We start from the raw sequence: 11390 nt of genomic DNA, 5'->3' as shown, positions 1-11390 counted from the left end.
GCTCGGTCACCCGCTCTGTGGAGGTTCGGTCAGGTCCGGGAGGAGGTGACCGGCTGGCGGTACTGCTCGCGGAGCTGGGCCATCAGCGCGGTCAGGGTGTCGCTGGACAGCGGGATCTGCTGACCTCGGATCGCCTGGGCGACAACCTTGCGGGTCAGCTTGTCCTCCGCCCTGACCGCCGACCGGGCGATCTTTAGCAGTTCCTCGGTGCCCGGGTCAGACCGCCGGTCACCGGCTGTCCGGGTGTCCCGGTCAGCGACCGGCGACGGGGTGACCTGCGGGGCGGTGACCGCTGCCGGGCTGTCCTGGTCACCAGCGACCGAGGCTGCGTCGTCGGGGCGGTCAGTGACCGGCCGCGCCCTGTCCGTCTGTCCCCGCAGGTCAGGGGTTCCGTGAGCCCGAACGCGGTCACCGGTGACCGGCAGGCCGCTGCCCGTCGGGTTCGTATCCCCGGTCAGGGACCGGGTGGCGGTGCCCTGCTTGGTCAGCGACAGCCTGCCGGTCGGGGCGGTGACCGGCTGACCGGGCTTGACCTGACCGGCGGCCGGCCGCTGCTGGCCGGCTCGGTCAGTCCGGGTGACCTCGGTGGCGTCGCCCCGATCCGTCTGACCGAGGTGACCAGCCTGACCGAGGTTCTCCCGGTCACTGACCTTGGCCGGCCCCCGGGCGATGAGGATGTAGAGGTGGACCGCTCCGGCCAGGGCGAGCGGGGCGATGGTGGAGAGCACCGCGACCACCGCGTCACCGAGCCGGAGGCCGGTGCCGGCGACCGCGTCCTGGTTGATCCGCACCGCGTGGAGCGCGTTGGCCCAGATGCTGGCGGCGGTGGCCGTGCCGAAGAGCGTCCAGACGTAGAGCCGGGCGCGCAGTGGTGCGTTGCGCAGGACCATGAGGGCTCGGATGCCGTAGGCAATGAACCCGTCGATCACCAGGGGGAACAGGTAGGTAAGGAAGCCTCGGATGTGGATGGCCACGGCCATCTGCTGCAGGGCGTCGTACGACAGCGCGCACCCCGCGCCCCCGAGCGCCACGACAGCCGCGCGGTCCCACCCGGATATGTGCGCCGTCTTCGACGCGCTTGCGATGTTCATGCCGCCGTCCCGAAGTCGTCGCGGATCAGGCGCTCGCCGCTGGTCTCGCGGGGTCGGGTGTTCGTGGTGAGCTGGTTCAGGGTTCGGTTGCGCTCGGCCCGGCGGATCTCGCGGTACCGCTTCTTGGCGTGCTCCTCGGTGACCTTCAGAAGCCAGGCCAGGCGCTGCTCGCTCACCCCGTGGCGGTAGGCCGCGTACTCGACCGCGCGGCGCTCCGCATGGGTGAGGTGCACGTCGCGCCCGGCGATGGTGGCATTGACGCGGCTGTAGTCGAGGCGGCTGGCAAGCTTGTCGTGCAGCGGCCCACGCTCCTCTTCCGTCAGGCCGCCACGGATCCCGTCGGTGTCACCCCCTTCCAGAGCGGCGTCCAGGCAGGTGCGCCGGACCGGGCACTGGCCGCACAGGGCCTTGGCCGTTGCGATCTTGGCGGTCTCGTCGGGTTCGGGGAAGAAGACGTCGGGGTCCACCGGGTTGTACTCGGTGCTCTGGCAGACGGCGTCGGCCTGCCAGGTCTGGTCGCCCAGCTGACGGTGCTGGGCGGGGCCGTTCATCGTGCTGGTCATGCGGGGTGCTCCGATCGCTCTCCGCGCGCAGGGGCGTCGGCGGAGAGGTGCGCTGGCGGTAGGTGCCCGGGGGGGACGGCGGTACGAGGGCGCGGTCCGGCGGGGTGGCCTGTGGAGGGTCAGGCGGCGGCGCTGTGGCGTCTGCGGTCGACGGCCTCAAACTCGACTCGGGTGGTCATCTGCGCGAGCCTGCTGGCGACTCGGTCCCCGAGGTAGGAACGCAGGTCCTTGATCGCCAGGTTGGTCGTGATCAGCGTGGGGAGTTCGTAGTTGTACCGCCGGTTGATCAGCCGGTACGTCACTTCCTCGACCCACTCGCTGGCCTTGGCCGCGCCGAGGTCGTCAATGATCAGCAGCGGGCACCGGCTGACGGCCGCCAGCTCCCGCTCACTGTCGACCCCGGGCCGGGGACGGAGATCGGCGTAGAGGTCGGCAGCGGTGGTCGCGCGCCAGCGAACACCGACCCCGCTCTGCACCAGCCCTCGCACCGCGCCGTACGCCTGGTGCGTCTTACCCGCGCCGACGACCCCGGCCATCAGCAGGCTAGGTCCGGTGGTGATCTGTCGTCGGGCTCCTCGGCTGGGTGCGACGGCCGCGTCGGTGACCTTCCGGACCCACTCCAGGATCGTGGGGTGGTCGGCGACAGCCGCTTGATAGCGCGGGGGCATCCCGGCCAGCAGGGCATCCAGCGGCGAGAAGGGCTCGGCGTCGTCGGTCAGCGCGGCGTCGGCCGGGTCGATGTTGCGGGCGGCCAGAATCCGGGCCATGCGCTCCAGCGTGGCTTCGTTGCCGAGGAGCTGCGGTTCGCGGTGACGGGTGTGCATCACAGCTCCTCGGCGTAGGCGGCAGACGCATTGGCCGGGTTGGTCCAGGCCTGGTGGGCGGGCACGTTAGGCCGGATTCCCAGCCGCGCCAAACCGTCGGGGCGAGCGTTCATCGCCTCGTTGACCATGCTGGTCAGCACGCTCGGGTGCTTCGGGTTGGCCGTGAAATTCGCCAGCCCGGCTCGGATGTGCGCCGGTGCGATGCCCTCGTCCAGGAGCTTCTTGATGATCCGTCCGAGGTGCCCGATCACGTCGCTCGGGGGGCGCTGGTCGCACCCGGCGACGTACTCGCCGACGAGGTCCTTGGCGGAGATACCGGCTGCGGGCGCTGTGCGCCCCGTAGGGACAAGAGATCCAGGATCCAAGATCCTAGATCCAGGCGCCGAGCCTTCGGGCAGGCTTCGGGGAAGGTTCGAGGAGTCCTCTGGGAATGCCTCCTGACCTGTGGTTTCCGATCGTGAGCCGCCAGGAACGTCGACCAGGTGATCGGTGGCTGCCTGCCGGTCGGCCAGGGACACAATCGCGTGCCCGGAAGACGTCGAGGTGGCCTGGGCGGGCAGATCGAGGGGTCGGGGAGCGTTCGGCGAGGTCTCGGTGAGTCCTCCGGGAGTGGTGGGTGAGCCCTCGGTCTGCTTTGTGCAGTTGCCCTTGCAGGGGCCGCACCGGCCGACAGCCTGGTGCTGCGGGCACGATGGCAGGCGGGACTGGCTCGGTTTGTCGATCTTCTGGTGCTCGGACCAGGTCACGATGTGGAGGTAGCGGCGGCCATCGCAGCCGGTGTACCGGCAGATCAGGCCGGCGCTCGCGAGCTGGTGGAGATCGTCCTCGACATGGACCGAGGTGTGCTCGGCGCGCAGGGGCCACAGGAGCCCAGCGATGATCGCGGCGTTGTCGCGGTGCCGTCCGTGGTCGTCAGCCTGCGTGAGGAGGCCGAAGAAGGTCCGCTCGGCCTCGACGCTCACTTCGGCGAGCGACTCGGAGAAGAACGCCTCCGGCTTGATGGTGCGTATCCGGGCCATGTCAGCGGCTCCGACCGGCGGCGGCCAGGTCGCTGCAGGTGAGGGCGGCGCGTTGGATGTCGAAGGTGTACGGCCGGGTCCAGTCCGCCTCCGGCCAGACCCGCAGGATCCAGCGCGCAGCGACCGTCGCCGTCGTCCGGCTCACCTCCAGGACTTTCCCGCCCTCGTCCCGGATAGCGGCACGCGGGTGGGGCCATGCCCGGCTCGGGTCGGTGAGGCTGACTCGGATCGTGACCGCGCCCGGGATCATCTCTGCGAGCTGAGCAGCGAGACGGTGCTGTCGTTCGGTATCCGGGCAGGCCGGGTTGACGCTCGGCGTGGCGAGCATGTGATACTCCGTTGTTCGTAGGAACGCGGTGCGGCGGTTCTCGTGCAAAAGCCCCGCCGCCCGCGAGATGTGGATCGGTACCCCTCGGGGTGTCGGCCCGGTGCTCGGGAGTTGGTAGCTCCCGGGCGCCGGTCTCATCCACCCCTGCGCACCCTGCGGTCGTCATGACCCGCGCGTGCTCGTCTCCTTCCCCTCCCGGCTGTTCCGTCAGCCAGTGATCTCCGCCTGTGGGCACCAGGACCATATGGCGACCCTCGGCCCAAGTCCAGCTTCCATAGACCTGCCCCCACCAGCAGCGGAACACTGCAATGGATGTTTCCGATGAACAACGTACATTGCAGTTACGTTATATCGTCAACTGCAATGGCGAGACACTGGACCTGGCCAACCATGATCACCACTGAGGTGGATATGATGGCCTCCATGACGGAGATCTGGAGATGACCGAATCGCGCGAGCGCACCTTCTCGGAGTTGCTCGACTACCTGTTCCGAGAGGTACACCCGAAGGGCCGCGGCTCTTACACCTACGCGGAGGTCTCGCAGGGCATCCGTGACACCTCCGGCGTCACCATCTCCGCAAGCGCCATCCAGCAGCTCCGCACCGGCACCAACTCGAACCCGAAGATGCAGACCATCCGAGCATTGGCCGGCTTCTTCGGCGTGAACCCGGGCTATTTCTTCGACGAGGAGGAGGCGGAGCGCCAGCGTGCCGAGATCCAGCTGGTCGCCGCCATGCGCGACCAGGAGGTGCGCCGGGTCGCCCTGCGCGCGAACGGTCTCAGCGCTTCGAGCCTGAGCATGGTGAACACCGTGATCGACCAGGCCCGACGACTGGAAGGAATGCCCGACGAGGCGGAAGCGTCGGGACTGCTCGACGACAAGTAAGGACTTGGCCGCACACAGAGCAGCGCGCACCGCTCCCGTCGATCACGTCTCGGCAGGTTCAGAGTCGGCTTCCATCAGCACGATCACCCGGAGACGGTCGCTACGCATGGGCCGCAGGGCCATGATCCGCACGCCGACTTCTCGGCCTCGATGGTGGGGAAGTCGAAGCCTGCGCAGGGCTCCGTCGGCGTGTTCGACCACCTCGCGGCGGTCCCACATCTGCCGTGCGGCCGGGGAACTCGTGAGGATGTCGCGCTCCAGCTGCTGCAGCGCTTCGTGGCCCGGATGGCGGGCGCGCTCGTAGCGAATCTGGCCGAGGTAGGAGCGAGCCCAGTCCTGCTCCCAGTTCACGAGCTGCTCGTGGGCCTCCGGACTCAGAAACGCCCACCGCATCTGATTGGCCTGGTGAGCCGCCCACGGAAACCAGTCCAGCAGCGGTTCGTTGTAGCCGATCACGTTCCAGGCGAGGTCCGTCACGAAGGCGGGATCGGGGGCCTGGCCGTCCAGAAACCGCTGCAGCACCTCGTCCATTTCCGCCGCCGCACCGGCCTCCGGAACCGCGGCGACCACCGGCGGATGGCCCACCGCCATCAGGTACAGGGCATCGCGCTCAGCGCGACTCAGCCCCAGCACCGACGAGAGTCGATCGAGAAAGTCAGCGGAGTACTTGGCCTCCATGCCCCGCTCCAGCGCCCCGTACCAGCGTTCACTCACCCCGGTCAATCGAGCCACGTCACGCTGCGTCAGGCCCTTTGCCCTACGGCCCGCAGAGGTCAGCCCGGGGATCTCATCGGGATTCACCCGCCGCCGCCACGATTGCAGCAGCTCAGGCAGCGACTCGCCGCCACCTTCGCCACCCGCGACCCGCCCGCCCCGCACGTCCATAAGGGCGGGCCTAGGATGCGCTCACTGGGTGACATGCGCCACAGGGCGCCCAAACTCCCATCCGGTCGATCATGGTTCAGCCATTCAGCGTAGTCAGACATAACGGATAATCAAGTAATCAACTACTCAGAGTGCGAACCGCCTCGCGCCCGAATCACCGGCCTCCTACGTTTCCGCCCAACGGCGAGGAGTTGGCGACCGGGAAGGTTCGCCCCCTCCGTCAGTGACCAACCGTAATCGGAACTGCCACTTCCAGGAAGCGTGAGTTCCTGCCTTCTCTTGGCATCCTCGGGGCTTCCGTCCACCCACAAGTTGACGCACCGCCGAGGCCGAAGGGGAGCACCGTGTCCTTGCCAGAAGTCGACACGCGTCGACTACGCGCATCGTGCGAAGAGCAGATCAACCTCCTACGTCTGCCGCACCGATTCACCACCCGCCAATTGAGCGAGGCCATAGCCGAGCTTCGCGGGAAGCCCATCGTCCTGCAGCCGCTGAGCACGCTCGGCGCGGTCGATGCGCCGTGCGGAATGAGAATCGAGACCCCGGACGCCGATCTCCTCTTCTACGAGGAGGGCACGTCCGCCCACCACCAGCGGCACATCCTCACGCACGAGCTGTGCCATGTGTACTGCGATCATCCGGGAAGCCTGGAGGTCAACGCGGACACGGCCCGCTCCCTGGGGGTCAACCCGACGCTGGTGATGCGTATGTCCGGGCGGACGAGTTACTCGACTGCTGACGAGCGCGAGGCGGAGATGATGGCGACGGTCGTCCGCCAACGCATCTACCGCGAACGCGAGGCCCCTTCGCACCGCCCCGAGAGGGGCCCGGACAGCTGGGAAGCTCTCTTCGCCCAACCCATCAGGAGAGGCCGCTTCCGCGCATGACGAATGCTGTCTTCCTCGGGATGGCGTTGCTGCTCGCGTCGATAGCTGGCTACTGGGTGCTCGGACGCGGAACGCCCCGTCCGACCGGTACCTGGGCCATGGGCGCGCTTCTCGGCTCCTTCGCCATGGCCTTCGCCTCCTATGCGCCGCTGTTCAGAAACGTCGCGGAGTCGATCGTGCCGCACGTCGGCCGGCTGCTGAGCAACTGCGCTTCTCTGGGTGCCGCCACAGCGGTTCTGGCCGTTTCCTTCCAGCTCAACCTCGAACCCTACGAGGCGCGGCGGCGCATCAGGGTCCGTCTCGCCCTGCTCACCGCGTCGGTCGTCACCATGACCGCGCTGTTCGCCTACGAGCAGCTGACAGCTCGTTCTCCGCAGGTCTACGCGCTCTATCTACTCCCCTACATTTCGTTCCTCGGGTTCTCCGTGGTCGACTTCCTGATGCAGGCCGTACGCCAGTCGAAGGCGACTCGGCGCGACAGCATCCGGGGCGGGCTGCGGGTGGCCGCGGCAGGCTGCGTGTTCGCTCTCGTCTACGTCGTCTACAAGCTGACACGCATCGTCGGCCTCGGTCTGGGACTGGGCGACGAAACGCACGCGCAGTGCTCATCGCTCGTGACCTCGACGTGCGCCTTCAGCGTCACCTCCCCGGCACTCGCCGTCCTGCTGATCTGCCTCGGCCTCACGTGGCCCGCTGTCCTCTACCCGATCAACCAAGCCCGCCGTCGCCGCTGGGAAACCCGGTCCTTCGAGTCGCTCCGCCCCCTCTGGCAGGACCTGTCAGCCGCGATGCCGCAGATCGTCCTATCGTCGGCCGAGGACGTCGACGGCATCTCCGACGACTCCGACTTCCGGCTGCAGCGGCGCGTCGTCGAGATCAGCGACGGCATCCTCGCCCTCCGGCCGTATCGGTCGCGCAGGGTGCAGGAGAGCGCGGCGTCGAACTTCCACACCGCTACCGAGCAGGGCGCCGCCGCCGTGGAGGCGGCTGTCGTACGAGCTGCACTGGCAGACTCGAAGGCTGGCCGGTACGCAGACGAAGTCGCACCTCCGTCGGTAGACGCCGCCGCCCGCGAGGATCTACGCGCCGACACACAGTGGCTCCTCCTGGTGGCCGACGCCTACGTCGAGCGTGTCGGCGACGACGGCCGGCCATGAGTGATTGGAACCTGAAGAAATGACCGACCCAACTCAGGACCCCGGCTTCCTCCAGAACCCCTACCCCACTTACGCGGCCATGCGCTCGGCATGCCCCGTACAAGCCGTAGCCAGCGGATCCGGCGGTCGCCTCAGCTACCTGGTCACCGGATACTCCGAAGCCAGGGAAGCGCTCGCCGACGCCCGGCTCTCGAAGGACACCTCCGCGTTCTTCGCGGGCAAGGAATCAAAGCGGCGCCTCCACCCCGCAGTGGCGCACAACATGCTGTCGAGCGACCCGCCTGAGCACACCCGGCTGCGCAAGCTGGTCACCAAGGCGTTCACGACCGGGGCGGTCGCGGAACTGCGCCCGTTCATCGCCACGGTCACCGACGACCTGCTGGACCAGTGGCCTGTCGGTGAGCCCTTCGACTTCGTGACCGGCTTGGCCGTCCCGCTACCCGTCATCGTGATCTGCGAACTGCTCGGAGTACCGGAGGAAGACCGGCCCGACATCCAGCGCTGGTCCGGCGAACTGTTCGCGGCCGGACAGCCACAGGTCATCGACGCGTCCTCGCACTCCCTGGCCGACTACATGACAGACCTCATCGCCGCCAAGCGCCGACACCCCGGCAACTCGCTCCTCGACCGCCTCATCTCGGCCCGCGACGGCCACGACCGGCTCAGTGAGGAGGAACTGGTCTCCCTCGCGGTGCTCCTACTCGTGGCCGGTCACGAGACCACCACCAACTTCCTCGGCAACGCGACCTTCTCCCTGCTCCAGCACCCGGCCGAACTCGACCGCCTCCACCAGAACCCAAACGACATCCCTGCGGTGCTGGACGAACTACTTCGATTCGACTCCCCCGTCAGCACGGCCACCTTCCGGTACACCACGGAGGCCATCACGCTCGGCGGCACCGACATCCCGGCAGGCGCACCGGTGCTGGTCTCCCTCGGAGCCGCCAACCGCGACCCGGAACGGTTCCCGTCACCGGACCAGCTCGATGCGAACCGGGACGCTGCCGGCCACCTCGCCTTCGGGCACGGTATCCACCGCTGCGTCGGCGCTCCCCTGGCCAAGGCCGAGGCGGAAATCGCGCTGCGCGCGGTACTGACACGGTTCCCTGGCCTCCGGCTCGCCGTACCGCCCGACCAGCTTCAGTGGCGGCACGCCCGTCTTGTACGCGGTCTGACCTCGCTTCCCGTCCTGAACTAGCTAGGACGTTTCTCTGGATCACTTCCGCAGGGGCTGGGTGTCAGTGCGGCGTGTGAGAGTGCTGGGCATGACGATGCCGGAGGGCCCTGCGCGAGTGCTGCCTGAGATTGGACGAGACTTGTTCGACGTTCTCGTCATCAGGACCGACTTCAGCGACGACGAGTCGTGGAATGCGGTGGTTGGGGAGTTGCGCCGCCCGTGGGGGCCAGGCGGTGAGATTGCCGCACCAGTGCAGTTGGTCGAAGCGCCCGCTTGGTCAGGGGCAACGCCCGACGAGGTTCTTGCCGCCGTGGTGGATGGGGACCTGATGGTCGTCTTCCTCGCTGACCACGGCACGATGAAGTCGCCGGCGCGGGCGTTGCTGGCTCTGTCGACAGTCTGGGAGGACGTAAGTGGCCTCGACCCCGTCTATTACATGGAACTCATCGAGTCGCCGGAGCCCCGTGAATTTCGAGCCGTGCCCGCCGCGGTACACGGCGTCCAGGCGGACCTGGCGCTCGGAAACGTGGACTTCGCAGAGTACGCTGCGGCTGCTTCCGCAGAGCCTGATCAGGTACTGCGGCCCATCTGACCGCAACAGCGGTCAGCCGTTTCCTCGGCAGAGGACGGGTTGGGCTCGTGCATCCAGCACCCCCTGACCGGGGCGCGAGCCGGTCAGGACTGCTCGGCGGCCACCTTCCGCAGCCAACGGAGCGTCTGACGCCGGTTGGCCAGCAGCACCATGTCGGCACCGGAGCCGAACTCCTCGATCTTCGCCATCACGCGGGGTCGCATCTTGCGCCGATACGTGGCGACGTACTTGATCACGCCCCAGTGGATGCGGTTGTGCACTCCGTTGCCCTTGTGCCCGGCCCCGTGCCGGAGCTGGCGGGAGAAAATCCCGTACAGGGCCGCCACGGTCGACACGTCCATCAGGACCACCGTGTCGCAGGCTTCGAGCCGTACCTGCAGCGTCGAGTTGTAGTTGCCGTCGATCACCCACCGCGGCTGCGAGACCAGCTCGCGCTGCACGTCGGTGAACTTGTCCCTGGGCAAAACGTTCCACTCGTCGTCGTAGAACGCGGCGTCCAGGTGCGTCACCGGGGCGTCGAGGATCCTGCCCAGCTCGCGGGCCACGTGGGACTTGCCACTGCCTCCGCAGCCGACGATGGCGACCTTCCTCATGGTGCTCCAGCGTAGAGAGGTTGAGGTGATGGGCGAGCCAACTCGCGGGACGTGCTGTGTCTGGCCTCTCTCCTGCCTGTTCAGTTCGGCGCTCAGAGAGCCCTCTATCGACGATGAGCGTTGCCACGCGCCCCTGGGCTCCCCTGGTGCTCGACGCCGTGCAGGATGGGCTGCTCTGGCTGCCCAAGCGCTACACCTCAAACCTGTGCACCAGTCCCTTCCTGCTGAGAGTGGGATCGCCCGACGCTGGCACGGATCACCTCGTCGCTGCCCCGCAGCGCCTCTGTCATCCTTGCGAGCCAGGGCGCGGGGAGGTTGCCGCTGCCCAGCGCGCATGCACGGACGAGCTGTCGGGCCGCCTCGACCTGGCGCGGCTCGGCGAGGCTGGTGAACCGGTGGTCAGCCAGGCACTCGCGGGCGGCATAGCCGTCGGTCGCCACGACGGCCCGGCGGTGGAGCTCTGCAACCATCCGGTGCGCTTCGTCTTCCTGGTGCGGCTCCAGCAGGTCCAGAATCGTCAGGCCGAGGCGCGTGTCGAAGACGGTCATGCCTTGGTCGGGTTGGTGCTCGACGTAGTCCTCGACCAGCGTGTCGAGGAGGGGTACGGCCGGGCCGCGAAGGGCCTTTTTGCACATCACGTCGAGGCAGCCGGTGACGGCGTTCTCCCAGCGTTCTCCGGGTGTGGTCATGGTGATGAGCGCGGCGGCGTCGGTGGGGGTGTGGCTGAGTGCGGCCAGGAAGGCGACCTGGCGGCCGTCCAGCATGCGCTGCCCGATGCCCCGGTGTTCCTCGATGTGGGCCAGCGCCTCCGCCCAGCGGCCGGCCGTGGTCAGGGTGCGCGTGCCGTCGGCCAGGACTACCTTCCAAAGCCAGGTGCGCACCTCGTGGCGGTCGGTGTCGGTGAGGGTGAGGTCGGCCGGGACGTGGACTCCCTCGAACTGAGCGCTGGTGCCGTTGGTGACGGCGTCGAAGAGGTGCAGCAGACGGTGACGCCCGTCGTCGGCGGCGCCCGCGCGGATCTGGAGGCGGGCGAGGTTCACCACGGGTTCGAGGGCGCGGATCGCGGTCATGCCGGGCAAGGGGGTGGCGTGGAGGTAGGCGGCGGCGTGCTGGTGGCACATCTTCCGCGCGAGGTCGGGCAGCCCGAGGTCGGAGGCGATGAGGGCGGCCTGGTTGTAGACGGCCGAGGCGAGGCCCTGGTCAGCCTTTGCGGCTGCGGCGTCGGCGAGTTCGGCCAAGCCGTGCACGCGCCGGGGCAGGGGCAGGCACGCGGGTCGGAATCGGTAGATGAGCGGGAAGCGCTGCGCTATAGGTCCGTTCGGGTCCATGTGATCCCCCGGGGGTGAAGACGACGAGGAGCGGGGAAGGGCCGCGTGGTGCCCGCCGG

Annotated in this window: 13 protein-coding genes; 5 read left to right on the top strand and 8 right to left on the bottom strand. The window is 68.3% G+C overall.

The window, feature by feature from the left end; genetic code table 11:
• Positions 1–29 precede the first annotated feature (29 nt).
• The 5 genes from OG245_RS30455 to OG245_RS30435 form a co-directional block, all read right to left on the bottom strand.
• Positions 30–1091: a DUF2637 domain-containing protein gene (locus OG245_RS30455; RefSeq protein ID WP_371626562.1), complete on the bottom strand. Its 1062-nt coding sequence runs from the start codon at positions 1089–1091 to the stop codon at positions 30–32.
• The gene (locus tag OG245_RS30450) at positions 1088–1654 is read right to left on the bottom strand and encodes a WhiB family transcriptional regulator (protein WP_371626561.1); all 567 of its coding nucleotides are present in this window, start codon (positions 1652–1654) and stop codon (positions 1088–1090) included. Before OG245_RS30450 ends, OG245_RS30455 begins: the two co-directional genes overlap by 4 nt.
• A gap of 119 nt (positions 1655–1773) precedes the next feature.
• Complete coding sequence (locus OG245_RS30445) at positions 1774–2478, bottom strand: ATP-binding protein (protein WP_371626560.1); 705 nt, start codon at positions 2476–2478, stop codon at positions 1774–1776.
• Positions 2478–3497 carry a hypothetical protein gene (locus OG245_RS30440; RefSeq protein ID WP_371626559.1) on the bottom strand — a complete coding sequence of 340 codons (1020 nt, stop codon included), beginning with the start codon at positions 3495–3497 and terminating at the stop codon, positions 2478–2480. The genes OG245_RS30445 and OG245_RS30440 overlap by 1 nt, the downstream gene beginning before the upstream one ends.
• Position 3498: 1 nt before the next feature.
• Positions 3499–3825 (bottom strand): transcriptional regulator, encoded by a 327-nt coding sequence (locus OG245_RS30435; protein WP_371626558.1) that lies wholly within the window; start codon positions 3823–3825, stop codon positions 3499–3501.
• 440 nt (positions 3826–4265) lie between these two features.
• Between OG245_RS30435 and OG245_RS30430 the strand changes: the two genes are divergently transcribed.
• The gene (locus OG245_RS30430) at positions 4266–4712 is read left to right on the top strand and encodes a Secondary metabolite protein (RefSeq protein WP_103514949.1); all 447 of its coding nucleotides are present in this window, start codon (positions 4266–4268) and stop codon (positions 4710–4712) included.
• A gap of 42 nt (positions 4713–4754) precedes the next feature.
• Here OG245_RS30430 and OG245_RS30425 read toward each other — a convergent pair whose 3' ends face one another.
• Positions 4755–5597: a helix-turn-helix domain-containing protein gene (locus OG245_RS30425; protein ID WP_371626557.1), complete on the bottom strand. Its 843-nt coding sequence runs from the start codon at positions 5595–5597 to the stop codon at positions 4755–4757.
• Positions 5598–6037: 440 nt separating this feature from the next.
• On the opposite strand from OG245_RS30425, the gene OG245_RS30420 reads away from it, so the two are divergent.
• The 4 genes from OG245_RS30420 (at position 6038) to OG245_RS30405 (ending at position 9410) form a co-directional block, all read left to right on the top strand.
• Positions 6038–6484 carry a regulator component gene (locus tag OG245_RS30420; RefSeq protein WP_371626556.1) on the top strand — a complete coding sequence of 149 codons (447 nt, stop codon included), beginning with the start codon at positions 6038–6040 and terminating at the stop codon, positions 6482–6484.
• Positions 6481–7641 (top strand): MAB_1171c family putative transporter, encoded by a 1161-nt coding sequence (locus OG245_RS30415; protein WP_371626555.1) that lies wholly within the window; start codon positions 6481–6483, stop codon positions 7639–7641. Before OG245_RS30420 ends, OG245_RS30415 begins: the two co-directional genes overlap by 4 nt.
• A 19-nt stretch (positions 7642–7660) precedes the next feature.
• Positions 7661–8839: a cytochrome P450 gene (locus OG245_RS30410; RefSeq protein ID WP_371626554.1), complete on the top strand. Its 1179-nt coding sequence runs from the start codon at positions 7661–7663 to the stop codon at positions 8837–8839.
• A gap of 67 nt (positions 8840–8906) precedes the next feature.
• Positions 8907–9410, top strand: coding sequence for a hypothetical protein (locus OG245_RS30405; protein WP_371626553.1), 504 nt, complete (start codon positions 8907–8909; stop codon positions 9408–9410).
• Positions 9411–9493: 83 nt separating this feature from the next.
• Here OG245_RS30405 and OG245_RS30400 read toward each other — a convergent pair whose 3' ends face one another.
• Both OG245_RS30400 and OG245_RS30395 read right to left on the bottom strand, forming a co-directional pair.
• Positions 9494–10003, bottom strand: coding sequence for a topology modulation protein (locus OG245_RS30400; protein ID WP_371626552.1), 510 nt, complete (start codon positions 10001–10003; stop codon positions 9494–9496).
• A 197-nt stretch (positions 10004–10200) separates the two neighbouring features.
• Positions 10201–11331 carry a hypothetical protein gene (locus OG245_RS30395; protein WP_371626551.1) on the bottom strand — a complete coding sequence of 377 codons (1131 nt, stop codon included), beginning with the start codon at positions 11329–11331 and terminating at the stop codon, positions 10201–10203.
• Positions 11332–11390: the final 59 nt, after the last annotated feature.

This window comes from Streptomyces sp. NBC_01116 (genome assembly GCF_041435495.1).
In the GTDB taxonomy this organism is placed as follows: domain Bacteria; phylum Actinomycetota; class Actinomycetes; order Streptomycetales; family Streptomycetaceae; genus Streptomyces.
This window is presented reverse-complemented; position numbering and strand designations above follow the sequence as displayed.